Annotated in this window: 24 protein-coding genes; 8 read left to right on the top strand and 16 right to left on the bottom strand. The window is 47.1% G+C overall.

The features are described from left to right. Positions 1-3 precede the first annotated feature (3 nt). From GFS24_RS23925 to GFS24_RS23900, 6 genes are all read left to right on the top strand, one after another. Positions 4-1,143 carry a glycosyltransferase gene (locus GFS24_RS23925; protein ID WP_153664041.1) on the top strand — a complete coding sequence of 380 codons (1,140 nt, stop codon included), beginning with the start codon at positions 4-6 and terminating at the stop codon, positions 1,141-1,143. A gap of 3 nt (positions 1,144-1,146) precedes the next feature. Then, positions 1,147-1,767 carry a 16S rRNA (guanine(527)-N(7))-methyltransferase RsmG gene (gene rsmG, locus GFS24_RS23920; RefSeq protein ID WP_153664039.1) on the top strand — a complete coding sequence of 207 codons (621 nt, stop codon included), beginning with the start codon at positions 1,147-1,149 and terminating at the stop codon, positions 1,765-1,767. Positions 1,768-1,888: 121 nt separating this feature from the next. Next, positions 1,889-2,449 (top strand): RNA polymerase sigma factor, encoded by a 561-nt coding sequence (locus tag GFS24_RS23915; protein WP_153664037.1) that lies wholly within the window; start codon positions 1,889-1,891, stop codon positions 2,447-2,449. A 10-nt stretch (positions 2,450-2,459) separates the two neighbouring features. Further along, positions 2,460-2,831: a hypothetical protein gene (locus tag GFS24_RS23910; RefSeq protein WP_216647519.1), complete on the top strand. Its 372-nt coding sequence runs from the start codon at positions 2,460-2,462 to the stop codon at positions 2,829-2,831. Between the two features lie 61 nt (positions 2,832-2,892). Beyond that, the gene (locus tag GFS24_RS23905; RefSeq protein WP_234979686.1) at positions 2,893-3,129 is read left to right on the top strand and encodes a hypothetical protein; all 237 of its coding nucleotides are present in this window, start codon (positions 2,893-2,895) and stop codon (positions 3,127-3,129) included. A 28-nt stretch (positions 3,130-3,157) separates the two neighbouring features. After that, entirely contained in the window at positions 3,158-3,718 is a 561-nt protein-coding gene (locus GFS24_RS23900) for a DinB family protein (protein WP_153664035.1), read from the top strand. A 32-nt stretch (positions 3,719-3,750) separates the two neighbouring features. Here GFS24_RS23900 and GFS24_RS23895 read toward each other — a convergent pair whose 3' ends face one another. Continuing rightward, entirely contained in the window at positions 3,751-4,791 is a 1,041-nt protein-coding gene (locus GFS24_RS23895; RefSeq protein WP_153664033.1) for a sugar transferase, read from the bottom strand. 172 nt (positions 4,792-4,963) lie between these two features. Between GFS24_RS23895 and GFS24_RS23890 the strand changes: the two genes are divergently transcribed. Together GFS24_RS23890 and GFS24_RS23885 are read left to right on the top strand one after the other, a co-directional pair. Beyond that, entirely contained in the window at positions 4,964-5,485 is a 522-nt protein-coding gene (locus GFS24_RS23890) for a hypothetical protein (RefSeq protein ID WP_153664031.1), read from the top strand. An 18-nt stretch (positions 5,486-5,503) separates the two neighbouring features. Then, a complete protein-coding gene (locus GFS24_RS23885) occupies positions 5,504-6,508 on the top strand; it encodes a patatin-like phospholipase family protein (protein ID WP_153664029.1) in 1,005 nt (334 codons plus the stop codon). A gap of 158 nt (positions 6,509-6,666) precedes the next feature. On the opposite strand, the gene GFS24_RS23880 is transcribed toward GFS24_RS23885, so the two are convergent. Genes GFS24_RS23880 through GFS24_RS23810 form a run of 15 tightly spaced genes read right to left on the bottom strand, consistent with a single transcriptional unit; the run spans position 6,667 to position 26,691 of the window. Next, on the bottom strand, positions 6,667-8,544 hold the full coding sequence (locus GFS24_RS23880; RefSeq protein ID WP_153664027.1) for a M1 family metallopeptidase: 1,878 nt from the start codon (positions 8,542-8,544) through the stop codon (positions 6,667-6,669). A 49-nt stretch (positions 8,545-8,593) separates the two neighbouring features. Then, positions 8,594-9,904, bottom strand: coding sequence for an ATP-binding protein (locus GFS24_RS23875; protein WP_153664025.1), 1,311 nt, complete (start codon positions 9,902-9,904; stop codon positions 8,594-8,596). A gap of 1 nt (position 9,905) precedes the next feature. After that, positions 9,906-10,580: a chitosanase gene (locus GFS24_RS23870; protein ID WP_153664023.1), complete on the bottom strand. Its 675-nt coding sequence runs from the start codon at positions 10,578-10,580 to the stop codon at positions 9,906-9,908. A gap of 11 nt (positions 10,581-10,591) precedes the next feature. Then, positions 10,592-12,076 carry a contractile injection system tape measure protein gene (locus GFS24_RS23865; RefSeq protein ID WP_153664021.1) on the bottom strand — a complete coding sequence of 495 codons (1,485 nt, stop codon included), beginning with the start codon at positions 12,074-12,076 and terminating at the stop codon, positions 10,592-10,594. Between the two features lie 3 nt (positions 12,077-12,079). Continuing rightward, positions 12,080-14,944: a hypothetical protein gene (locus GFS24_RS23860; protein ID WP_153664020.1), complete on the bottom strand. Its 2,865-nt coding sequence runs from the start codon at positions 14,942-14,944 to the stop codon at positions 12,080-12,082. A 17-nt stretch (positions 14,945-14,961) separates the two neighbouring features. Beyond that, the gene (locus GFS24_RS23855; protein WP_153664018.1) at positions 14,962-17,562 is read right to left on the bottom strand and encodes a hypothetical protein; all 2,601 of its coding nucleotides are present in this window, start codon (positions 17,560-17,562) and stop codon (positions 14,962-14,964) included. Positions 17,563-17,606: 44 nt separating this feature from the next. After that, positions 17,607-20,870 carry a baseplate J/gp47 family protein gene (locus tag GFS24_RS23850; RefSeq protein ID WP_153664016.1) on the bottom strand — a complete coding sequence of 1,088 codons (3,264 nt, stop codon included), beginning with the start codon at positions 20,868-20,870 and terminating at the stop codon, positions 17,607-17,609. 3 nt (positions 20,871-20,873) lie between these two features. Then, entirely contained in the window at positions 20,874-21,308 is a 435-nt protein-coding gene (locus GFS24_RS23845) for a GPW/gp25 family protein (protein ID WP_153664014.1), read from the bottom strand. A 19-nt stretch (positions 21,309-21,327) separates the two neighbouring features. Further along, entirely contained in the window at positions 21,328-21,618 is a 291-nt protein-coding gene (locus GFS24_RS23840; protein ID WP_153664012.1) for a PAAR domain-containing protein, read from the bottom strand. A gap of 10 nt (positions 21,619-21,628) precedes the next feature. After that, a complete protein-coding gene (gene vgrG, locus GFS24_RS23835; protein ID WP_216647517.1) occupies positions 21,629-23,371 on the bottom strand; it encodes a type VI secretion system tip protein VgrG in 1,743 nt (580 codons plus the stop codon). Between the two features lie 6 nt (positions 23,372-23,377). Further along, complete coding sequence (locus tag GFS24_RS23830; protein ID WP_153664010.1) at positions 23,378-24,094, bottom strand: LysM peptidoglycan-binding domain-containing protein; 717 nt, start codon at positions 24,092-24,094, stop codon at positions 23,378-23,380. 3 nt (positions 24,095-24,097) lie between these two features. Further along, positions 24,098-24,262: a DUF5908 family protein gene (locus GFS24_RS23825; RefSeq protein ID WP_153664008.1), complete on the bottom strand. Its 165-nt coding sequence runs from the start codon at positions 24,260-24,262 to the stop codon at positions 24,098-24,100. A 17-nt stretch (positions 24,263-24,279) separates the two neighbouring features. Beyond that, a complete protein-coding gene (locus tag GFS24_RS23820; protein ID WP_153664006.1) occupies positions 24,280-24,786 on the bottom strand; it encodes a phage tail protein in 507 nt (168 codons plus the stop codon). Positions 24,787-24,788: 2 nt separating this feature from the next. After that, positions 24,789-25,220, bottom strand: coding sequence for a phage tail protein (locus tag GFS24_RS23815; RefSeq protein WP_074240259.1), 432 nt, complete (start codon positions 25,218-25,220; stop codon positions 24,789-24,791). A 31-nt stretch (positions 25,221-25,251) separates the two neighbouring features. After that, positions 25,252-26,691: a phage tail sheath C-terminal domain-containing protein gene (locus GFS24_RS23810; RefSeq protein ID WP_153664004.1), complete on the bottom strand. Its 1,440-nt coding sequence runs from the start codon at positions 26,689-26,691 to the stop codon at positions 25,252-25,254. Positions 26,692-26,717: the final 26 nt, after the last annotated feature.

Below are 26,717 nucleotides of genomic sequence, written 5' to 3'. Positions count from 1 at the left end.
TCTATGTCGGACAATCTCGGGATTATCATCTTTTATATTTTTGCCTCGGCGGCAGGTGTTCAGGTTCTCTATTACCTCATCTTCTTTTCCCGGGTAGCCTTTTATAATCGCAGGTTCGAAGAAGAACTTCCGCCACAGGAGCAACTCTCCGTGATCATCTGTGCCAAGAATGAAGAGCGGAGCCTTCCAAAGAACCTCCCTGCTGTATTGCAGCAGCGGTATCATGAGCACGCGGAACCAGCCTATGAAGTTATCGTGGTGAACGACAATTCAGAGGATGATTCCAAGTATTACCTGGCTTCTATTGAGAATGGTTATCCACATTACCGCCATATTGAGATCAAACAGGCGGCTCAATTCATCCCCGGCAAAAAATATCCGCTCTCCATTGGTATCAAGGGTGCCAAACACGACACGCTGGTGCTCACGGATGCAGATTGCAAACCGGGCAGCACCTACTGGCTGTCTATGATGGGCCAGGGTTTTGAGGAAGGAAAAGAAATAGTATTGGGCTACGGGCCTTATTATAAAAAGTCCGGCTTCCTGAATAAAGTGATCCGGTACGAAACTTTCTTCAGCGCGCTGCAATACCTCTCCTATGCTTTGAACGGCATTCCTTACATGGGGGTAGGCCGCAACCTGGCTTATAAGAAAGAACTGTTCTTCCGGCATAAAGGTTTCACTTCTCATCAGCACCTGGCTTCAGGAGATGATGACCTGTTTGTGAACAAGGCGGCCACTGGTAAAAATGTAGGGGTGGTGATCAATAAACACGCCTTTGCCTATTCAGAACCTAAAACAAGGTGGAAACACTGGTTCAATCAGAAAACCCGGCATATGAGCACCGGTAAACATTACCGCTTTGGCCATAAATTGCTGCTGGGGCTGTTCTCCCTTTCGCATTTCGTTTTCTACCCGGCTATGGTGGCAGCATTGTTCTATCCACCCCTGCGGGAGATCTCCTTATATATTATTGGTGCAAAATTCCTGATCCAGTCTGTGATCACCTTCTTTGCCCTGCGGAAGCTGGATGAAAAGGACCTGTTCATTTACAGCTGGCTGATGGACATCCTCATGTTCCTATATTACGTTATCTTTACGCCCGCTTTGTTCTTCAAAAAAGGCAAGAGCAAGTGGAAATAAGCGATGGAGATCATACTGAAATACTTTTCTGATTTTACGCCAAAGCAAATGGATCAGTTCCAGGCGCTGGCTCCTTTATACAAAGAGTGGAATGAAAAGATCAACGTCATATCCCGCAAGGATATTGACGCCCTCTACGAAAAGCACATCCTGCATTCCCTGGCTATAGCGGCCGTAACGGAACTGCCGGATGGCTTGCAGGTGCTGGACCTTGGCACCGGCGGAGGTTTCCCCGGTATTCCCCTCGCTATTTTCTTTCCTGAAGTAAAGTTTCACCTGGTAGACTCTATCGGTAAAAAGATAAAAGTGGTGGAAGCTGTTGCGGAAGCCCTGAACCTGACGAATGTAACCACCGCCCATTCCCGCGCGGAGGAAGTAAAGAACCGTAAGTTCGACCTGGTGGTGTCCCGGGCGGTAGCTCCCCTCAAGGACCTGCTGCACTGGAGCAAACCCCTGATCCGCAAAGGAGCATCTGAGGACAAACCTTCCGGGCTCATCTGCCTGAAGGGCGGCGACCTGGCCCAGGAAGTATCAGAAAGTGGCAGCAGGCCCAAAATGGTGAATATCTATAAGATCTTCCCGGAGGAGTATTTCCAGGAAAAATATGTGATAGCTGTACGTTAATCCCCTTGAAAATCAACTGATTTTAAGAAAACCCTAAAAATAATCTGCATATTTACAATATGCCCTGCTGTTGTTCGTCTACCTAAATAAGATGAATGAGGGGCTTTCCATACAACAATCAATGGCATCGGAACAAAACGAGCGCATAAAGCAAACGGTGGAAAAAGAACGCCAGCGGCTGCTGCATTTCATCCGGAAACGGGTGGATAATGTGGCAGATGCGGAAGATATCCTGCAGGATGTGCTGTTCCAATTCACCCAATACCTGCGCGTCGGCTCAGATATAAACTCACTCACCGGATGGCTGTTTGCAGTTACCAGAAATAGAATAACAGACTGGTTCAGGAAAAAGAAAGAAGACAGGTTTTCTGATACTGCATTGCCATCTGTGGAGGGAGACGGCCCCTTATACCTCTCAGACATCCTGCCGGATACCGCCGCACAAACGGATGAACCCTTACTGCGCAAGATCATCGCAGAGGCCATCACGGAGGCTACGGACGAATTACCGGAAGAACAGCGTTACGTATTCCTGCAACATGAAGTGGAAGGCCGGTCCTTCAAAGAGATCTCCGCTGAAACAGGCATATCCGTAAACACGCTCCTTTCCCGTAAACGTTACGCAGTATTGTACCTGCGGGAAAAACTGGCAGCATTATATAAAGAATTACTGAACGACTAAACTCACTACAATGAAAAGATATATTGGCTGGAAAATAGCAGGATGCATCGTACTCGGAGCAGCTTTTTTGATCGCCTTAGGATATGGTACCATGTACCTCTGGAACTGGCTGATCCCTACGCTCTTTAACGGCCCGGTGATCACTTTCTGGCAGGCCTGGGGATTGATCCTGCTCTCCAAGATCCTTTTCGGGTTCCCCAAAGGAGGCCCTGGTCATGAAAAAAAGAGGAGATGGAAGGAAAGGATGAAAGCTAAAATGCAGCATATGAGCCCGGAAGAGAAAGAACGCGTAAAGAACAGTTTCGAGCGCTGCATGGGTGGCCGTTGGGGCGGAAATGCACCAAAAGAAGACTTTCCGCATGAAACAAAAGAACAATTGTAACGTTTTATATACCCATATCCGTTATTAGATATCAGACTACAGTATTCTTTAACCTGGCAATATGCAACTGCTTACAAACACCAGCGCTATGATCGGTATTTTCAAAACCAATGTAGCCACGTACCGGGAACGAAATCTCGTAATAAAGGCAATTTGTAATAACTTTGATGTGGGCTCCTGCCACATAGATATTGAGGATTGTGATAAAGTGCTGCGCATAGTTGACCTTAAAGTAGAAGAACATCACATCATTGATTTCGTGAAACAGCAGGGCTTTCATTGTGAAGTATTAGAATGATCTTTCAAAGACGAAAAAACGGGACCATATGAACAAGCAAGCTATAAAGACCTTATTGAACACCAGTTTCACCGACTTCTCTACTTTTATAGATACCCTTTCCAATCATCGCTTTGTCGTTTCGCCGGATGGTAAATGGTCCGCCGGCCAGCAGCTGGACCACCTGATCCGCAGCGCAAAGCCGGTGAATACAGCACTGGGACTGCCTAAATTCTTCTTACGCTTTTTTGGCAAACCCGCTTCCAGGTCCCGCTCTTATGAGCAGATGAAAGAAGCGTACGTTACCGTACTCGGCAGAGGTGGTGTAACCACCCGGCCTTATATACCACCGGTTACAGAAGCCAATCAGCGGGAGATATTACAGCAGCAGATGAATGCACAGCGGGAAAAATTGATCACTCAGCTGGATAAATGGTCTGAGGAAGAACTGGATAAATACCAGGTGCCGCATCCATTACTGGGAAAGATCACCGTGCGGGAGTGCCTGTATTTTACAGCGTATCATAATCACCACCACCTGCATACATTACAGGTAAGAGAAAAACCAGATCAGCCCTGGGCGGAACAACTGGAGAGGGCATTGTTCTAAAAAAGCATTGCTCACGTAAAAAGGAACAATAATTACACATTATCCTTTTGGATCAGCGCAGTTGGCGTATTCGCTATGATCCACATATCGAAAATGAAAGTCTGTTTCTGTGCATAGTCAATATCCAGGTTGATCCTTTCTTCCACGCTCATTTCGGCTTCGCCTCTTTTTTTAATTTGCCATAAACCGGTAAGGCCGGCCGGTGCCAGGAACCGCGTGCACCAGCTGTCCGTAGTTAATGTATTGGCTTCGTATAATGGTAATGGGCGATTGCCTACTAATGACATATCTCCTAATAACACATTGAAGAGCTGCGGTAATTCATCCATGCTCGTATTCCTTAAAAAGGCGCCGATCCTTGTTACACGGGGATCATTATTCACTTTGTGAAAAACAGGTCCTACCCCATCATATTGGTTAAGCTGTTTCAATACATCGATACTTTTATCTGCATGTACCACCATTGTTCTGAACTTATAAAACCGGAAGATCTTATACGCTTTACCTGCTCTTTTGGAGGCGTACAGAACAGGGCCATGGGATTCAATCCGTATGATCAGGGCAATGACTAATAATAAAGGTAAGAGTGCTATCAATAGCACAAGCGACACTATAATATCGAATGCTCTTTTGGCAACATGCCCGATAGGATTTTCCTTTCTTATTCTTACGGGCTCTGTTATGTACGTTTTAGTTTTCTTTAAGAAATTCACTTTCTTCAACAGATCTTTTTGGTCCAAATTAATGATCTCATCTACCACACGTTTTTTCCTGCATGCATCAATTTGTTCTTCCGATAAACCATCGGCGTCTAATACAAATGGAATAGCAGATAAAACAGGATGATTGTGGAGGAATTCGAAGAAATGACTGATGGCTGCAAAACTGAAACCGGACTCACAGAAGATCACATCAGGTAAAGAATGGAGATCATTTAACATGACCTGTGCATTTTCCATGGTATCTGTATCATACCCTGCATCAAAAATGCCCGCCAGCAGATCAATCTTCTGTGTGTTTTCACCAATATAATAGAACGTGGTATCCTTTGCCTTAGCTAATATTTCTTTCATGTTTAGGGATAGGTATAGTATAATGAACGAATCTATAATAATATTTCCCGTTTTCCAAAGACCTGTTTATTTAGTATATTTATAGAGCAACCCCAATTCTTCATCACAGGCAGGCCTCAGGCATCCCCAAAAAACTAACTACGCTTGCTGCCTCCTGCAAATAGTTAATTCCATGAAAAGTAAATGGCTCTTCATTTTACTGTTCCTGTTATGCGGCTATCCTCTGAGAAATTTTGCACAAAGTGAATTTCCGAAAGGATGGATCTTTCCGTTGGAACTAAGCCAGGGTGCAGTGACGGCACTTAACAGCAGCCCTGATCTGTATCTCGCTTCCCTTGCATTTTCTCCGCAGATAGCTGTGATACCCGGCCGGCTGCGCCTCGGTGTTACCGGTGGCGGTGCCTTCACCAACAAACGCATTTATGGTATTGGCGGCGGACGGCTTTCGCTGCTATTATCAGATGGACCCAAGGTGATAGAAAGCTCCGTGTTCAATGTGCAACTGGTAGCAGAACATCTCTGGGGCACAAAAGATCAGCGCCTGGTTGGTGGTGGCCTTGCTGTAGAGATCGGCACGATGGCTACGCTCTCTATTAAAGCCCACCGGGATTATATGCTGAACAACTGGTGGTTCCAGGGTGCTATCGGCGTTAACCTGTTCAGAAAAAAGATTGCTCCTCCACCCGTTCTATAACCTTTAAACCCCACACTCATGCCCAAAACTGCATTGGTGATCAGCGGCGGTGGCTCTAAAGGAGCATTTGCCGTAGGCGTGCTAAAATACATGGCCGCTACACCCAAGATAACTTTCGATACCATCTGTGGTACCAGCACAGGCTCCCTCATAGCACCCATGGCTGCAATAGGAGAAATCAACCTGCTGGAGAAATTATATACCACCCATATCACCAGCGATGTGATCATTACCGGTAATGTGATCAACCGCTTTGCCGGCAAAGATTCCTATTCACTCTTTGATGCGCAGCCCTTAGCCCTGCTCATTAAAGAAACTTTTACGGAAGCACATTACGAAGCATTACTGCAAAGTAAAAAGGAAGTGTACCTCACAACGGTATGCCTGCAATCCGGCAGGATCGTGTATTTCACGAATAGTGATCTGCCCATGACCTCTTCTGATTACGATGTGATCCGTGTGCAGAACAGCAGCGAATTACGCCGTGCGATGTTTGCATCCTCCTGCCAGCCTGTTTTCATGCCGCCTTACCAGGTGATAGAAAAAGAAAGATGGCAGTATGTAGATGGCGGCCTGCGGGAATACGCACCCATTGAACTGGCTATTGATAACGGCGCTACGGAAGTATACGCCATCCTGCTTACACCGGAAACACCGGAGGTGGATGATCATCATTTTAAAAGCCCCTTTGAGATCCTGCAGCAAACACTGGATTGGTTTACGATGGATGTTGCCGTGAATGATCTGAAGATGCCGAAGTATGTGAACAGGAGCCTGCAATACCTCAAAGCGGTAAAAGCAAAAATGAAAGAAGCGGGTTTGAAGCCGAAGGAAATAGAGGCTTTCTTTGATATTCCTTTTGACAATCCCTTCCTGGGGAAAACAGACCTGAAATTACATATTATCAGGCCGGAGAAACCATTGGGCGGTGGTCCGGGTGGGTTAACTTTTGATCCTCCTGCCATGAAGAAAATGGTAGCCCTTGGGGAGGAAGTTGCCCGGAAATACTTTGAAGGAGTTTGATAATCCTTGCTTCATCCTAGCTTCAAAGTAGCTTAAACCCGCTCTGGCGTGCAACATGAAGCAAGGATGAAGCTAGGATGAAGCAACCATGGCCGATCTGCAAAATCTATTTAACATAATAAAAAAAGGCTGTCTCGTTCTCAGAGACAGCCCTTTTTTTATCTGGCAGTTGCTTTATTATTCCTTCGTTCTATATCCGCCATTCGCTGGCTGGGATCTATCTCAATACTTTTCAGCTGGCTCAGTGGTACATCCAGCGTGAAGGTATAAGTGGGATGCGTCCATTTCCAGCCATCGTGTACGATCTGCCGGATGGCAGGATCTTCATTAGGCTTGTTGGCAAACATCAGCGTTAAAGGGATGTAATGCATTTCCTTTCTGCCATCTGCAAATTCTACCTGTAGGTCGATGGGCATTGGGAAGTCCTCAACACGGCGGAGGCGGATCGTTGTTTTGCCATTTGCTTCATAAATACTATCCAGCCCATAATCGATGTGTTTGGTGCTGTTCATGAAGTATTGCAGGTACCAGTCCAGCTGAATACCGCTTTCCTTTTCCATCTCCCGGATAAAATCATGGGCATTGGGGTGTTTGAAGCGCCAGTCTTTATAGTAACGTAAAAGCCCTGCATCTCTGTTAGCTGCTCCAATTACATATCCCAGTTGTTCCAGGAACACGGCGCCCTTTAAATAGGCAGTAGTACTGTAACCGTAATTGGTGTTATAATGATCAGAGTGAGTGCTCATCGGTTCTTCATAAGGACTGCTTACCAGCGCAAAATAACCGCGGTAGGAATCCGCATGGTGCCAGCGGCCCTTGAGGGAATCCAGTGTATTACCGATCACATTATCTTCCGCGAAAGTAGTAAAACCTTCATCCATCCATGGATAGAGGCTTTCATTAGTGCCCAGCATACATTGGTACCAGCTGTGCATCCATTCGTGCATGGCCACGCCATACAATCCACTCATTTTACCATTACCCATGATGAGTGTGGCCATGGGATATTCCATGCCGCCGTCTCCACCCTGGATAAAAGAATATTGTTTGTAACCATAAGCACCGTAATGCTTTTTAATATAAGCATAGGCAGCAGGGATCATTTCAGCCAGCTGCGGCCAGGTCTGACGCGTGGTATCATTTTCCTGGTAGAAGAAATGCGCCGTGAAGCCGTCTATTTCTTTGGTGATGTGTTTATAATCCCGGTCTGCGGCCCAAACGAAATCAAATACGTTCGGCGCCAGGAATTTCCAGGTAAGTGTATTACCGGCTGGCTGTACCACTTTCACCCCTTTCGCTTCGTAACCATAACCGATGGTATTGGCATTCTGCAGATAACCGGTGGCAGCGATCACATATTTTTTATCCATGGTGATGTTCACTTCAAAGTCTCCCCATACGCCGTAGAATTCACGGGCAATGTAGGGAGTAGGGTGCCATCCTTCTGCATCGTACTCACATAATTTAGGGTACCACTGCGCCATGGAATAATCGATCCCTTCCTTGTTATTCCTTCCGCTCCGGCGGATCTGTATGGGCACCTGTGCTTCAAACTCCATTTCAAACACCGTACTGCTTTTGGGCAGGATGGGTTTATCCAGTTCCACTACCAGGATGGTTTCCTCTGTACGGTACACCTGCTGGTGGCCATCACGCTTCAGGGAAATTACTTTCTGATACCCGATCTCGTCCGGCTTCAGCTTGGAGATACGATCTGTTACCCTTGCATCCCAGTCGTACTTGTCGTTTCCTTTGGCATCTTTGCCTATAGGGTTTTTCCCCAGCTCGCGACTACGAACATCCATCATACTGCCGGGTTGAAAAGCATTCCATTGCAAATGGTAGAACACCCGGAATAAAGTGTCCGGGGAATTGTTTGTGTATTCCAGCCGTTGTTTCCCGGTCAGGCGTTGGGTCTGTACATCCATCCGTACGTCCATTTTATACTTCACCCGTTGCTGCCAGCGGTCTGGTTGTGCCCAGGCTGCGGAAGTGATGAGCAAGCATAAAAACGCCGGGAATAATGAAATTCTCATATTCAGATCGTTGGTATAAGGGGCTAAAATAATGAATCTACATGGCAGATCAGAATGATTTTTCTTCCTTCATTAGTTCTTTCCTGACCCCCTCCATTACTTCAGAGAGATGTAACTGCTGATCATTGCGGGCAAAAGCGCGCAGGGAGGCATAATGCATGATATTGAGGATGGAAGCCCCGGAGAGTTCAAAACGTTCCGCCAGCGAGCGGAGATCGAGATTGCCGTTGCGGTGCAAACTGGCAGGCATGCTTTTTTCCCAGATCATCAGGCGCTCCTCTGCATTCGGCATGGGGAAGTGGATAATAGCATGAAAACGGCGCAGGAAAGCATCATCCAGGTTATTCTTGAAATTGGAGGCAAGGATCAGCAAGCCGGAAAAGGCTTCTACCCTTTGCAGGAGGTAGGATACTTCCTGGTTGGCATAACGGTCATGCGAACTTTGCACGCTGGTGCGTTTTCCGAAAAGGGCATCTGCTTCATCAAAGAAAAGGATCCAGTTCTTATGCTCTGCACGGTTGAAGATCTTTTCGAGGTTCTTTTCTGTTTCGCCAATGTATTTGGAGATCACCTGCGAAAGATCAATACAATACACTTCTTTACCGAACTGCTGGCCCAGCAGGTTAGCCGTTAAGGTCTTGCCCGTTCCCGGAGGGCCATAGAACAAGGCCCTGTAGCCCGGTTTCACTTTCCGGCCAAGGTTGTTATCCTTGCTGAAAAGCTCATGGTGTTTCAGCCAGATACTGATGTCCTGGATCTGTTCTTTGGTGATAGGATGTAAGACCACATCCTCCCAGGTCATCTGAGTTTCTAATCTTCTTGCCGGGAAATCAGCACTGAAGCGCGGCAGTGTTTCGCGGCCCAGTAAAACTTTGTCCAGCCATTCAGAGGAAAGCACAATACGGCCGCTCATAAAAGGTTCTCCTTCCTTCACCGTTTCCAGCCAGCAGATATCCTGCTGATAGAAAATATGATCTGCGGAAAAAAGTTCCTGTACCTGGATGCGTTCCGCCAGGTCCTTCCCTGCCAGCAGGAATTGCGCCGTTTCACCGGTAGGCTGCATGGCGCGGTGGTTAGTTCCTTTCACACCGCCAAACGCAGGAAAGTCTCCTCCCTGCGGGAGATACTGCTGAATAACCCCTTCAAAATATCCGGGGTGCAAATGCGGCATCAATGCCAGTAACAACACCACCTGTTCCTTTTCACCGAAAGAAGAAAAGGCAGGTATCTCTGCGTTGGCCATGGTGATCTGCGCGGGATAATCACCCATCATCACGGCTTCCTGGCTCAGGTACGTAGCCAGCCGCGCCTGTATAAAAGCGGTGAGGTGTTGTATGGCGGTATATAGAGAAGGATGCATATTATGGTATGGTAACGCCTTGAGTTGTAACAGGAGCTGAGAGGTCCCAGTTCCCTTTCGCCATCTGTGCGAGGTATGTTTTAGGCCTCACTGCAGTAGCATGTAATATTTTTCGCTTGTGAGTGGCCAGCCAGTTCTGGCGGGCTTTTGTGTACTCTTCTATCCACACCTTTTCATCCCCTCCTCTTAAAGGTGTACGTTCTGCAAAACGGGTACGCAGAAAACCGGGAATAGAACCGGAGTGAATATAGCTATCGTAGATCACCAGTAAGCTGAGCGGTAAGGTGAAACCTTCTCCATTAAAGAAGTGAACGGCAGGCTGGTAATACAGGATCTCAAATGTTTCATCCTGTGCGATACGCATCCTGGGGTCTTCCTTTGCACTGTCCTTCAGCAGTTGTTTGAATTCTTTATTATCCACCAGCGGTACTCTTCCTACCTGGGACATAAAAGGCTGGAACGCAGCAGAGAAGCTGCCGCCCAATGAAATATATCTTTCCAGCAGGTTACGCAGGTTACCTTGTTCTGTTGTCTGGCTGCGGCCATACGTGATCTGGCGGCTGCCGCCTTTTCCATCAGGGAAGATGGCGATCGCGTCGTATTTGCCTTCTGGTGTGCCGGTTTCAAACACGTTCACGATCTGTAAAATCTTCTTTTTGTTCTCTGGTGTTATCATCGCTAATTGGTTTATGGGTTCCATTGTACTTTCAGCAGTTGTTCCATCCATGGGAGTTTCACAAAGCCAAATCCCCAGGGCAACCGGTTCAGAAGAATGTCAACTGTTTGGGTGGTAACGATCAGCAGCCACTGGTCTTCCTCGAAGATCAGCTTTCCTTCCCTTTGCAGGAAGGTGCTCCGTAATCCTTCCGGACTGGTAGTGCCTAATGCATCCCAGTATTTTATCACTACTTCCAACAATTCGTGTGCCTGTTGTTTTTCTTCAGCAGTGAGGTGTACATCTTTTTCCAGCGGCGTGTCGAGCGGCAGGCCACATAGTAGTTTAGGGAAAACCAGGTTGTATTCCGGCATTTGTTCTTCTCCGCTTACAAGGAATGACAACAGGTGTACTGCCCTATGGACATATATTGGAAGGATGCGGGTATCATTCTCTTCCAGCCATTCAAAGTGTTTAAAAAGATGCACTAAGAACGGATGTAATAATACCAGGCCTGCATCTCTGATCAGCAGGTGTTCTCCTATGCCGAGGTCCGGGGAAGATGGTTTGGCTGGCTGGGTTATTTCCTTTGTTTTGCCTATTTGAGTTGTTTCAGTTTTTGTTTCAATTGTTTCAATTGAAGAAACTGTTTCTGTTCTTCCTGTTTTAAAAACAATCATCTCCAATATCTCCATTTCCACCGTTCCCATTTCAACATTGATCCATTTCTCCCAATGCTTTTTCAGCAAAGGAATAATAGCTACAGGCTGCAAAACCCTTTCTTCTTCCGTTAATAGCAAGCGTAAGATCACATCCCAATACAAACATTGCAGGCGGCGAAGGTTCACGGTACTGGTGCTCGTTGAAAACCCCAGCAGCATCGTTGCCTCCCACCCTACTATAGTCCCTGCTACACTTTGCCCTGCAAGTGCTTCCAGTACTGCATGTTGCAAAGTAGGGGAACATTGCTGCACCCATCGCTGCACAGAGAGATGTCCTTTTAACCAGGCGCGTGTCCATTCTTCTTTACAGAATTCAGGTTGCATTCTTACGGCGGTGATCACTTTATCTTCGAGTTCTTCCGCTGTTTCTGATTGTGCCCACCAAGGCAGCATACCATGTTGCATGAAGAACAACCAGATATCCTGGTATTGTTCACTGGCGGTACAGGGTCCCCAGGGGCGATCTTCTTCCTGGAACGCTCCGGCTGCATGCTCCGCTGTTTGTTGTGCAGGAGCCTCTTGACTGTATTGGGATAGTGCTTTGTCCAAAGCCTCCATAAATCGTTCTTTAAAATGTGTCTCCCACTGATGTGCCGGCATAGGTTCCAGGTTGATCTGCAAACGGGGGATCTGCAGGAACTGGTTTGCTGCACTGTATTTATCAAGGATAGCCGTCAGCTGTTCATCCCACTCCTTCCCCAGGCACTCTTTCACACGCTGTTGCATGGGAAAGGCGTTTTCCATATCGGGTACGCGGAGCGACACTTTCATGGTATGGATGACGTGTGACTGCATCTATTATCTCTTTATAAAATTGAAATTCTTAAAGTCTGTACGGTTCTGTTCCAGTTTGGCCAGTGAGTCCCTGTAATTAGCTGCCATCACCTCCATTTCATTCGCAGAGAGGCTCTTAATAGCTGCTTCATCCAGTTCCATCTTACCAAAGTTCGCGGCTTCAAACTGACCTTTCACACCACCGGTTACATCTCTCGTTTTGATCACCTGTACCACAGAGTCGAAGTTTTGTTTGTAATCCCTTGCTACGTTGAGCATGTTGTCTGTTACCAGGGATTGCACTTCACCTTTCGTGGCCAGTGTACCGAGCCTTGTATTCACATCCAGTACCTTTTCATTCACCGTGGCTTTCAGGTCTGTGAACAGGCCGTTTACGGTGAGGATATCTTTATCCAGTTTGTCTTTGATATTGATGAAATCCAGGTTGAGGATCGGTGGCTTTTTGATATCCGGTACCAGGTCGAATATATGTGCTGGCAACGGCCTTACCGGCATTACCTTTATTGGTTTAATAGGCAGTGGTGTATTCGGTTTTGCTACCTGTTGCGGTTGTACGATATAGGGGACATAGAAGTCTCCCACTACTATTCTTTCATTCCTGTTATTCGTATTCACGATGGCATATACGATCAGGAAAGTGCCGCCCTTTTGCACGCCGGCATTATGTAGCAGCGAAGGATTATCCTTGAGGAAGTTCATGAAGATGTAACTATCCTTGATGGCTTCGCTGGTATCTACTGCCAGGTTCTTGATCCAGTCAAGCAAAGCAGGCGTATGGATCTGCGCAATGTTTTGCAGCGGTGTGGAGAGTGCTGTACGTGTAAGCAGTTTGGCTCCGTTGTTCAGCACGGCAGCTTTCATGGCAATGGATTCATGCGCGGGTGCGAAATCCATTGTTTTTAGCTGGCTGATATTCAGGTTAAGTAAGGGTTTGATATCTGCGATCTCTTTATCCAGTTCTTTTTTCTTATCCACTGCTTTGGAACGGATGTCCTTTGCATTACCGTAATAGTTGGAAACACCCGGTTGTGCCAGTTCTATTTCTGTAGGCATCTTAAGCTCCAGGTCATCATTAAACCCTTTCATCTTATCCAGGTAATCTGTGAGCTTGTACTTATTCATTTCATGCAACACATCCAGGTAAGGCGGATGGTATTCCCATTTGGGGATGATGAAATTCCTGATAGCATCCAGCTGCAGGCCCATGATCTCAAAAGGAAGATCTTTTCCTTCGCGGAGTTTATCCAGTTGGGAATATACATTCTCATAGCTTTTGCCCACATGGCCTTCTATGCGGAAGAAGTTGTATTTATCCAGGTCATAGTCCAAAGGCTGGCGTATATGTGGCATTGTTTCCGGCGCATTCTCTGCAGCGAAATAATTCAGGTGCGTATCAATAGCACGGCGGCGGTAACGTTCATAATCCCATTCTTCTATCAGCGATTGCGGTTTGAAATAATAAGGAATACTCTTCTCTCCCAGCGGACGTTCTGTATTAACTGTTGGCGTTACTCTAACACCCTGATCCCTTTGGCTGGGATTGTACTCATAGCTCTGGATGATCTGAACAAGGCGGTTGTATAAATACAACGCCTTGCGCAGTTGCTCATCCTTGTTATTCAGTATGGGTGATTCAATAAAACATTGACGGTAACGGCAGCTGATATCTTCACTGGGGTCTTGTACCAATCCCAATGCAAGATGTTTGGGAAATAGCTCCGGTGCAATACAGCAACCCTGGCAAAGATCAAAAGTAGCTTCTCTGAATTCTGTGTAAGCAACTGCTACATCTTTGATGAAATCATAGAGATACTGGATGCCGTATGTTTCCAGCGCAGCTTTCAGCAGTTCCGGCATACGCGACTGAAAATCAGCAGCGGCGGCGCCACTGAGATTACGGAAACGGGCTACCAGGCTGGCTGGCAACCGGAGACCTAATGTGCTGATGCGGGAAATGAGTTCTGTATTTAAAGTAGCGGCAGTAGCTACGGGCCTCACTGTTCCGGTACCTTCTGTAACAGGTCGTGTAGGATTGTCCGTTAGCACAGGCCGTATATTCACTGCCGGTGACTGCGGCACTTCTCCACTTTGCAGGTAACATTTCTGCAAAGCTTTCGCCAGGTCATCTGCCATACCCAAAGGTTTCGCCAGCAACTTGGAAGTTTCTTCAATGGCCGTCTGGTACTGTTTCTTAAAGTTATTATAGTTGAATACATCCGAAGCGGGGTTAAATATAACCCGTGGTACAAATGCATCCGGCATATCAAAATACTGTTCGCTACAGCAATCCGGGTCCTGGTGGATACGTTCGTAATCCGCTTTGCTGATCAGTAAAGCATGCAGGTTATTTTGCTGCAGGATACCTTTATTATCGCAATCAACAGAAGAACAGATGTCTGTATCTTCCAGGAACTGGCTCAGGTAAAGCAATACAACATAGTCCGCCGCCGCGTTCTGGGAGAAGAACGTATTGATGGGTGTTATTTCCTGGTTGCCGGGAGACTGTGCTCCTTTCACCATCAGTTCAAACAGCGGGATCTGCTTTTCCTCATTCCGGAAAGGAAGGTACTGTGCCTTGCTGTCGTCAAATGCGGTGAGCTGTACGTAAGTAAGGTCCTGCGGAAGGCTGATGATATCGCCGTCAGAAGTGAGACCACAACCTTTGGTGACGGTAATATCACTGGTGCCAAAGAGCACTTTTAATCCGCATACAATACCGGCGCCAATGAGGCGTGTACGGGTAAGCCGGTCCTGGTAATCAAAGTACCGGATAGCATTGTTCAGTTGGGTGGCTGTTAACACCTGGTTGTCTTCAAAATAATTGAAGGGAGGAGGGGGTACTTTCAGTTTTACGGGTATATTTTCCATAAAAATAACTTTAACGTTTAGGCGTTCTGATTACCAAGATTTGTTCTTCCTAATAAAATGGGGGTTTGACTGGGGCTTGCACAATCACTGAGTTCACCTACCGGATAGATACTTTTTACCTGGTAGAGTATTTTGATCAGTTCCTGTAAAGCGGCTAATCCTTCCGGTGTATTCATCTCTTCCTGTTGTTTCAATTCCAGCCATGTGCGGAAAGCGGATTCAAAAAGACCCAGTTCCGTATCATTCAGCCAGCAGATCTTAGGTTGCACATGGGCTGGTGTTTCCATCCGAATGAGTTTTTCAATGTACTCGCGAAAACCTGTTTCCCTGAACCGGGCAGTATTAGCCGGCATGATCACGGTGATACGGAAAGAATACGGGTCCATCGCGCAACCGTCGTCACAATCTTTATCTGCACAAACAGGCAGGAAGTTATCCGGGTTCACGGCTTCCCCCGGAACGGTCTTTAAATAAGCTATATCCGGCCTTAACAGGATGTGCTCTACCACAAAGAATCCTTCATCACTATAATTCTTTCTCACAAATGCCATGAGGAAGTCGATGGCATCATCCATCTGTTCTGCTGTTTCAAAGTATTCTATCCTGCGGGCAATTACATTCCCGTTTTCTGTTACATTGAAATAATGTTTACCATCTGAAGTGAGTTTGGCGCTGTAATTACTGCCATCTGCACAGAGGCGCATGGCGGTTTTAAAGGCCACCTCACAATCTGCCCGAACGCTGTATTTGTGACTGCTGCTCAGGAGGATCTTATTCGTAACAGGGTCTATTAAACGGAAGCGGAATTCATCTTTGCCATCTGCATCCAGTTCTTGATAGATCTCATATTTGATCACAGAGATCACCCTGCGGTTATAATTAGGGATGCCGATCAGCCGGGCAATCCGGTGTTCCATGCCGCTTACATTATCCGTATCCCATACTTCTACGTCGTTATTAAAGTAATCGAATCCCGCAGAGCGGTCGCGACTGATCGCAGGATATTCATTCAGGAATACTTTTTTATCCACCAATACATCCTCTGCTGCCTTCTGGCCATACAGGGAATATAACTGCATCACATAATCAGAAAAACGTTCTGCGAAACGGGATAATAAATGATCGAGGAAACGGTTGCTGCGTTCTACCGGCTTATCATAACTGTTGATCAGTTCCGGCAGGTGGTTAACGCCTGGTTGTTCAAATGTGGCATAATCCTTCAGCAGTTCTTCAATCCCTGGGAAACCTGCTGCTTTTATTTTCTGGAAGAAATAAGTATGCGGGTCTTCAGTTAGTTCTGCTTCAGAGAACTGTACGCGGAACAAACTACGTACATTACTTAACTGCGCGAGGTAATTGGCGAGCATCTGGTCAAAGAACAGCAGATAACCTTTCAGTTGTTTCGCTATGGCCCTGCGTTCTTCAGTAGCCTGAGCAGGTAATCCGAAAGGCCCTACCCCATATGTGATAGGCAGTTGATGCAATAAGGGTGTATAGTCCGCTACATCCATGTAACGGCCCAATCCGTAATCATAATCTGAGCTCTTTACGAGTTTGTTGACTACATTAATTTTCTCATTGAGCAGATCAAGGGCCACATCCTTCTTTACCGTAACAGGGATCACATCTTTAAAGAAATGGATCGCTGCTTTATCCAGGCACAATGTTGGTTTATGCCAGGCTGCTACCGGCAAACACCATTCATGGCGGCCATTGGGCATGTCACAGTAATTCAGCAGGATCTCTTTTACAGACACCACGCCGGCGATATCCATCACAATACCAATGATATCAGAACTGTAAATATGCGTGCGCAGTACAGATTCAGCCAGTGCTTTATCCGGCAGGAATCCATTGGTGAGATACGGGCCTTCAAAGATCTCATCCATCGGGTATTTCATCTCCAGCATTTCTGCCAGGGTATATTGCCTGATCAATGGAGACAAATACTGTTGAATACCGAATAACACTTCCGCCATCACTTCCTCCGGATTAGCCTCCGCTTTGATCTCAATGTCCGCACAGATCTGGATGCGTTGTTCCGGGATGAGGGTGATGCTGCCTAAATCCTCACAGAGGTTACGGTTGCCATGGTACGCTTCGCGCGCCAGCAGGATCAGGGCATCTTTCCTGTCGTTGATCTGGCCGGGCGTAAGCGTATCCTCTTCTTCCGGGGTGAGGGCATCTAATTCCAGTAACACATCATAAATACCATTCAGCGCAAGCGGTGTAAAACTATTTGCAAGTGGTGGCGTTGCTACCAGCGTAGTTGTTTTTGCATCGTAGTAAAGTGTATAAACAGCTTTCCTGATCCAGGCATTTTTAATGCCGGGGATATCAATAAAAAGCTTGCGGTAATCATTTACGGTAACAGGCCTGTTAGGCAGGATCTGTGCTGCGGAATAGAACTGTTGCTGGAAGGTGAGTTTGTTATCCGTTTTGGTAGCCAGCAGGTCTTTTACCGGCATAGCCGTACGGTACCCCAGGTCCGTGATGGCATAACATAACAGTTCCAGCAGGGTGATACCCGGATCGTGCACATTGTAATCTGTCCACAGCTGGCTGGCCACCTTTTCGATGTACTGCAGGCCTTGTGTGCGCAGCAGTTCATAGTTCATACTTTTTATCACCGGGGGCCTGGGTGATATGGTTACGGGGTTGCTCATTTGCAAACGTCTTGTAGCGTGTAATCGTTGATAGTATGCGCGTTACCGGATACCAGGATGGCCCTGGGATCTGATACAATGATCTCATTTACATTTCCGCTCTTCTTATTACCTACCTGGTGGTACATATTGCAGTCCGTCACAAAATCCACATAATCCCTGCCGTCAATAAAATTGAGCAGCACACTCTTACGTGCGGAACCACCAAAGGAAATATCCTGCGTACCGGAAAATGCCCATGGGCTCAGGAACTGTTTGATCTCTTCGTTCAGTAACTTCTTATAATAACCGGTATCACCAAGGGTTTTAAAGCGCACCTTAAAATCAAGGATCACCTTTTCATAATGCGGGTTCTCTGCATGCACGGTTACAAACAAGCCGGTATGCGCCTGTAAATAATCCTGGATGCTTACCAGCGTATCTTTGCTCACTTTAGGTTCCAGCGGATTGATCGCATTCCTGTTACGGAGGTCCGGCACCACAATAATAGCCACATGCCCCGGCGACTGGCCGGCACAGCAGGAATCAGTACCTGCACCACTATGCTGCAAACATTTCACTTTATATACTTCCGGGAACTGCTGCAACACCATTCTTTCATAATCCCACACCATCACCGCACGTTGCTTATGCCGCAGCCTTTCACTGATGCGTGTTTCAAATGCTACATTACCTTCAGGCAGCTGTCCGTTATCCGAGCCATAAGGTTGCTCTACTTTCTTAATGGAAGCCAGCTTCTCTGTGAGTTTGGAAATGGTACCCGCTGCCAGTACATTCATCACCGTAGTACCGGTGCCCGGTACAAAGGTGGCCTTCACCGCCTGCGTATGCAGCTGGATAAAGCGGCACACAGCCCTGGGGTTCTTTACCTGCCCGCGGATCCAGAGTTTTCCGGCCGGGAACAGGGTATTATCTTTTGCGGCTTCTGCCGGTATGGCCCATTTAATGATCCCTGAACGTAAGAGATGATTGGTGTGGTCCATCAGTAATTCTTCCGGCCTGAAGCTCCGCCATTCATTACTGCACAGGATACTCCATTGTATGTCCTGCGTATCCGCTTCCGGATCAGCACTGCCTTCTGCCAGCTGGAATAAACAACTTACACTCTGGCCATACTCCACTTTATCCAGCCCGATGTAAAAAGAACCGCCTGCAGGATGTTGCGGCAAGAGGAACACATTGGTGCTGTTCAGCTTGAGCAGCTTATTGAAATTATCTTTGAGATAACCGTGTTGTTCCGCCACGCCAAAAACATCTGCATGGAAGAATTGCAACTCACGGGTATTAAAAGTGGAGAAGTTCGTATCGTTCACATTCACCACAGCGGTGGAAGCGGTGTAATTGAGGGAGAATGTTTTGATCAGCGGGGTATACGGTTCCAGTGGCAGTTCATCTTCCGCCGCTTCTTCCCGCATCTTCGTAGCAAATACACCGGGGTACTTTTTATGGAAGAAGTCTTTATCCAAAGTGATCCGGGCAAAACCTTTTGTTGTATCAACCGGTTTAACAGGATTCACAAGGTTCAGCAGCGGCAGCTTCCACCAGGTACTGATCCCTAATCCCACATTACTGTAAGAATAGAAATTAGGGCTGGCCAATACCAGCTTCTGATCCGTATAATAACTCTTAAATGTATTGCTCAGTATTTTATAGCTGGAAGGAATACTCGTAACAGCAGGTGCTCCACCCAACGGCCAGCGCACATCTTCTGTTGCGTTATTGCCAAATAGTTTGGTATTGATATTATTTGATTGCCCCTTCACTGCGATCTTAGCTGAAAAGTAATCATTATTGCTGATGGGGTTATTACTGTTGGATGCTGCTAAACTATCATTCAACACACTTCCTGTAATACGATCGCCAATGTTGATCTTGAAGGCGGCTAACCTCGGGGTGCCATTTGAATCAAAGTAATTATCATAATGCGCACGGAAACTTTCCGGCGCTCCCTGCCAGCTTACATCAAAAGAGAACTGATCGATATTCTTCTGCAACACTTCTTCATAGCCAACATAGAACGAAGCGCCTTTTACGGGGATGGGGCCAAAGGGCATGAAAGCCTTTTTAGGGTCCAGCAATCCCATATCATTCTGCAATTGCAAAGTGGTTACGCCATTCACGGCTACTTTCATCCGTGTGTTCACGACGGTAGACTTCAGCAGCATCTTGCGCAGTTTGCCGGAAGTGGTTTGGGTGAACAATACCTGCATTAAAGGTTGTTGCGTGTTGAAGTCTTTGCCTAATAAGGCAGCGTTATAAGCTGTTACAGCAGGCACTGATTTATTCAGGCCGCCATCTGATATCTCCATTTTAATTTGCTGCGCATTGCCGGTAACAGCAGAGAATTTCAGTGTAGCCGCATTAGGGCCTATCCAGCCTTTCTCTCCGCTATAAAATATTTCCAGTGCATTGGCGCCTAATTTATTGGCATCTGTAAGGTTAAAGCTGCTGTCTACTGCCAGCAAGATCTCTACCGTTACAATGCGATCTCCCTCCTTCATTTCCAATACCTGGGAAGCCAAAGCAAAGCCGGTTTTCTGAACCGGTAATGCCGGCAATTTCTTATCTGCATCCGCTTCCCTGCCAAAGGCAGACCAGGAGGGATCTTCCGGCGGCAGTTTACCGCCAAGGCCGTCTATGCTGTTAGCCACGGTGGCGTAATGCACTTCATCTATCCTGTCTTCCGGTACATAAGAGGAACGGAGATCAGTAATAGTGGCGGTATTGATAACGATGTCGTTATCCAGTTTGTAAATGCGTTTGGTGCCGGTGTCGTCTTTCCCGCCGTCCAGGGTGGTGCCGGCCGCCAGGAATTGTTCTGTGGCCGTACGGGCCAGTTCAAACACTACATGCACTTCATCTGCCCGGCCTTTCAGCGGTTGCAGGTTCAGCACATTGCGGTAATAAAAATCCAGGTGGTTCTGCGTGAAACCATTGGCCTGTTCCTGTAAGGTTTGTATGAGTTGAAGGAAAGTAAGGTATAATGCGAGGTGGGGTTCAATATTATCCCGCGTGGACAATTGTTCCAGTAATTGTTTAGTATCGAAGTTGAAGAAATCGGCCCAGTCGCCATTCGCTTTATTCACATTCGGCGGCAGATGATCAAAGTACAATACAGATTTTGCGTATTGTTTAGCAAACGCCAGCAGCTCTTCCAGGGTCCGTTCATCTACTTTCACGAACCCATCCTGCAACTCTGCCATCAGGCGTTGCAACTGGCTGGCGCCGTCCCTTAAATGAACATTGATGTGTGGGGTCATCTTCTACGCGGTTTTTTCTATTGGGGTAGTGTTTTTGATCTCAGTGCCTTCAATCCTGTAGAAGGGGAATACATAGTTCATCCGGTTATTGGTGGTACGCACTTTGTATTCCACTTCGATCTGGATCATTCCTTCCAGTTCACGCTCTGCTTTCAGATCTATCTTCAAAACTTCTATACGGGGTTCATAATACAGCAGTGCCGTTTTCACACGGTCTACCATGATAGATTTGAGGCTCACATTAACAGATTCAAACAGCAGGTCTTTCATATCACATCCAAAACGTGGCTGCATTACTCTTTCTCCCAGCATGGTAGAAAGTAATACATCCAGGCTGCTGTGAATGTCTTCCTCACCTTCGAGCATTTTCACCTGCTGGGTGCCTTTTTCAAATACCGGGGGGAAGCTCCATCCCCTGCCGAGAAAAGGTTTGTTCATGCTATTGGGGTTTTAAATATTATCCTATCAAAACGGTAAAACATCCTAAAGTAATAGTGCCGCCATGTGCCATGGAATCTCCCAGCCTGGCTGCCGGCATGCCACCGATCAGTACAGAGCCTGATCCTGCGGAAATGACATCCGGCGGGCCGGTGCAAACAGCCATGTCTCCTACTCTTGCTGCAGCCATGCCACCGATCAGTACAGTAGGGCATCCTGACGGCAGGATGGGGCCTCCCACATGAGGAACCGTTCCGGTCACCATCGGGCAAACATGCATATCAAATACTCTTGCTGCGGGCTGTCCCATTATTTATGATTTAATTGATCTGTACTAATGAACCTTTGATCGTGCAGGTACCACTGCTGCCCACTTTGGCGGATCCGCCCCCATCCACTTCCACTGCTGCATCTGCTTTGATGGTAATATTGGGTGCGGTGAGTTTAATTTCTCCGGCAGCTTTCAGCTCCAGGTCTCCTGCAGATTCAATCTTAATGGCGGAAGATTCCATCGTCATTTTATTGCCGTTCTCATCTTCCACTTTGATGATCTTTGCATCATCATCTATTGAGATCTTTTTGCCGCCCGGCGTTTCAACGGTGAAAGATTTCTTTTCATCATCAAACGTCATTTTCAATTCACTGGCGGTAAAGATTATTTTCTTGAAGTTGTCATTGGAATGTTCTTCCGGCGATGTGTTCCTTGCACTGTGCAAAGAACCCAGGATCACCGGAAAATTGGGATCTTCATGCAGGAAACCTACGATCACTTCATCATCTATCTCCGGCCGGAAGAAAGCGGTGCGGTTGTTACCTGCATAAAAGGAAGCCATCCTTGCCCAGGTACCTTCCTCATCTGCGGAAATTTCAGGGAGTTTTACTTTCACCCGGAATCCGCCATCGGGATCTTCGAGGTCTGTAACAATACCAGTATGTAACCCTTTGATGCCGGGGATCACAGCGCTGGCGGAAGCATGTGTAACATCCGGTTGCGTGGCAAACCATTGCGGCGCCAGGCCAAACTGGATATCCATGTTCCATCTGCCGTCCTGTAATTCATGCCGTACGCCGGTAACATATACCTTGCCATTAAAGCGTTCGCCAACACCACCCAGCTCTACCACCACACCTGGTTTCACAAGGGCGTTACCCATGAGCCTGGCCCGGCCGCGTATCTTGGCGAGCCTGTTCTTTAGTAACTGCGCATCGGCCCAGGCCTGCAATTCATCTTCCGGCATACTGCCTGCATGCTGTAAATGATAAGGGTCTGTTTTAAATACATCTGCGAGATCACTGCTGCTGATATTTCCTTGTTCTGCAAGGCCGGGTTCTGACCCGGTAGTGGTGATTAGTCGTTGTTCCGCAGGGTCCCATCCAACTGTTTCTACGCCTGTTACCTGGTAACGCGCATCCATTTCTGCATCCAGTTCCAGGATGGTAGCACCGAATAGCAGGTTCAATACAGCAGCCTGGCTCAGATCCGGTTTCTTCACAACGAACTTGCCATCCTCCACAAAACAAAGTTTGCCATTAGATTCTGCACGCGTGATCATAAAATCCCAATCCGTACAATAGTACTGCACCAGTTCTTTGTGTTTCACCGTGGTAGCTTCCACATCTGTTTCCAGTGAGGCAGCGGAAGCCAGCTCTTCTATCACTTCGCTATCCTTCATCTCCGCATAATATTTATTCTTGCGGGTGAGGGTAAGTTTCGCTGCCTTATCCAGGCATTCTATACTTAATTCCGGCGATCTGTCTCCCCTGATCTTTAAACTATGTTTCACGATCAGTCCTTTAAAGATCGTTTCGTTCGTAGCATTGTATCCGGCTTGTATCTCTATTTCATTACCCGGTATAAATACGTCTTCATTACTTACAGGAAAATCACTCTCAGCAGCACTGCCATCCAGGATATTCACTACAGCACGCGGTAAACGGTTGGCTTCCTTATACACGGACAGGTGCGTTACCACATAGGTACTTGAGATCTCCGATCCGTTCACCTTGATGACGAATGAAACAAGCGTAGCGTTTTCGATCGGTAATGTTCTGCTCTGGGGCACTTTCTGTTATTTTGCTATAGGTGGAAAAAAGATCTGCTGACCTGCTTTCAGGTCTCTGAAATTAACCAGGCCATTGGCTTTGGCTACTTCCAGGTAATATTTGGAATCACCGTAAATGCGGTACGTCATCAGCGGCAGTGTATCTCCTTCTTTCACTACACGCACGTGCGTAAGGTCCGGAGAATTGTTGCCTTCTTCCGCTTCCCTGCGGGTGGGCTCCACACTTTCCCGGAAGCTGCATTTCGCTACTGCGCGCAAGGGTGTGCCATCCGGTTTGAATAATTTGTATTGTACCCTCAGGCTGGTGAGGCGGCATTTAAAAAGCAGCGCACCCCAGGAGAGTTTTACATAACGCGGTTCATGAATATCTCCTGAATAGTTCAGCACCACCTGTTTCAATTTCTCAATCTCATCTGCCACTACCATTTCTTCTCCGCCGCCAAACAAACTGGCGATCTTCAGTAAACCGCCACCCTGGCTGATCACACCGGTGCCATCAAAGAGGAAATCAAAATCCAGCTGCTGTGGTGTAATGCGGTTGAATTGTAATTGCGCCTTACTGTTACCCTGTGCGGCAGCATCATTGTAAACAATGCTGTGCGCGAGTGTATAGGTGTCAGGGTTTACCTGCACGATAAAGGGATCAGCTCCCGGTTCTTCCGTATAGCTGGCATCTATGCACGGAATGATCCGCATTTTGGCCAGTGTACCTTCGTCAAACATAACTTATCGTTCTGCTTTTTCATGAATAATGCGCAACACTTCTTCCACACAAACGGCTACGATATCAGCCTGCGGCATGGCAGGTGCTGCTGGTGCTCCTTCGCTTTGTGCGGATGACTGAGAACCTACTTCTGCCGTGATGTGTATTTCCTGGATGATAACAGGCATATGAGGTTAATTACAAATTAAAGACTAACACTTGCAGAGAAGCTGCCTGCAATACCTGCGGCCAGGGATATCGGGGAAATGATCTTGAAGTAATTATAACTTAAGACCAGGGTTTCCACGGCTATCTGGCTGGCTTCTGCATTGAGGCCTGTTACTTCCCATTTTACCGGGAATGCGTTGATCAGGTACCATCCGAAAACCGGAACATGGTTTTCATCCTGTAAGGTGATCAACACATTTACGGGTTTGAAATCATAGTTCTCGATCGCCTGCCGGCACCACTCAGTAAGCAGGGCTGTGTTAAACAGGCCCCGCTTGAGTGTTACATCGGAATAAGACGACCGGGTGGGTAGTTTATGTTCAAATCGGTTCTCTCCTCCTTCCTTCACACTTTCCGTGAGCATAGAAACAGAGAGGCCGGTCACTTCCCTGAAACGCACATCTACAGGCGTTTGCGGGAATAGTTCAAACAGTACCAGGAAGTGGTACCCCACCATCGGGTATTCAAAATTCAATAAAGCCATGATCAGGGTATTTCAACTTCCAGACCTTCGTGTGCCAGTTCCAGCGTTTCAATGGCCACTTCGTTGCCATCTGCTTTCAGATCGGTGGATTGTACTTTCACCGGCCACGCATTTTTGATCAGCCAGTTCAATACCGGTTCATGATTTTCATTGAGCAGGGAGATAGTGATATCTCTGCGTTCAATGGTATTCAGACTTACGGTCTTCAACCATTTATAAAAATCATTATCACCTTTGAAAGTGCCGCGTTTGAGGGTGATGTTGGAGAACTTCTGCATGCCCGGCATCTTGATCTTGTGATACTCAGGGCTTGCACCATCACGGTACTCAATTACTTCCAGACTTTTGTCCAGGCCGCTTACTTCCGTAAAACCGATATTCGAACCAGCCCATTCCACTCTGAAGTGGAATTTAGGTAATGGATAATTTGCCATTTTATGAGGTTTTTAATGTTTGGATGAACTACTATGATTCCTGCATTTTATGAGAGAACTTCAGAATGATGAATTCCGCGGGGCGAACAGCTGCCATACCGATCTCTACATTCATACGTCCTTCCAGTATATCCAGTGCAGTCATGGTAGTACCAATACCGCAGGCCACATAAAATGCGTGCTCGGGTTTGGCTCCTGCCAATGCGCCCTGGCGCCAGAGAACAGTGAGGAAGTTGGAGATCATGGCGCGTACTTTCGTCCACGTGTTTGCATCATTTGGTTCAAACACAAACTGGCCGCTTGCTTTCTTACAACTTTCTTCTACCATGTTGAAGAAGCGGCGAACAGAAACATAACGCCATTCATTATCATTACCGGCTAATGTGCGTGCACCCCATACCAGCGTACCTTTTCCGGTGAATGCACGGATAGCGTTCACGGATTTACCTGCAGTAGGATCGATGTTCATGTAACCATTATCATCGTCCGTTAACTGTTTAGCCAGTTTCACGATGTAGTTAATGCCCACATTGGCAGGTGCTTTCCATACACCGCGGTTGGAATCCACACTGGCATAGATACCCGCCACAGCTGAGCTGGGTGGCAGTTCTACGGTGATCGTACCAATGGCTTCCATTACTTTGGCGTACTGGATGGTTTTCTTTTTCTCCGGTGTATCTGTTAAAGAGAACACTACCGGTGCCGCCGCCACACCATCTGTGATAATGGTATGATTCACTACCACGTTGGCTTCATTCACCTTGTAAGGCAGTGTAGTAACGAGGTTAGGGTAATAAGCGGCACCATACTTCAGGTTATTGGCAGGGCCGTTTGTGCGGAAGTGATCTACGTTATTGGTGTTGGTATCGCTGTTCTGATACAGGTCAATGATCGCAAACCTGTCCTGCAGAAGATTACACTGATCCAGGGAAGCCTGTTGCAGTGTGTAATACAATGCAGGGGTGCTCATATTGGGGCCTTCAGGGAAGATGATCAATGTAGGTTCATCCACTGTTGCCAGTACTGCGAGGCCGCTGGTCAATGCAGGTGCAGCAGGTGCTGTACCCAGTGCCAGGTATGCTCCTACAGAAACAATGTAACAGGGGCCGCCGCCGTTGCCAAAGTACATTTGCAAAGCATAGTACATATTGTGTTTGGAACGGGGATCTGCCAGGGTATTGAGCAACACCGCAGTGGCATTCATGCCCAGCAGTTTGCCATCGGCGTCCAGGTCTTCTGTGAGGGTCACTTCAAAGCTGTCCTCTGTTTGAGGACCGCCGAAAAGGCTTTCATAATCCAGCAGGGAAGTGATACGGGTAGGTGTTGCCCGGAGATCATCTGTGATAAGCCGGGTAGCCTTTTCCGTGTACCCGATAAAGGCAGGAATGGCAGTCTCCACTTGTGCTACGGAAGGCGGGAATTTAGATTCCTCAATCACATAAACACCGGGGGTCTTGAATGTGGAAGGCATGATGAATAATATTTGAGGTTAAATAA

Origin of the sequence: Chitinophaga sp. SYP-B3965, from assembly GCF_009647655.1 — a bacterium.
GTDB lineage: Bacteria > Bacteroidota > Bacteroidia > Chitinophagales > Chitinophagaceae > Chitinophaga.
The sequence above is the reverse complement of the archived record's forward strand: the minus strand, read 5'-3'. Positions and strand labels throughout refer to the sequence as shown.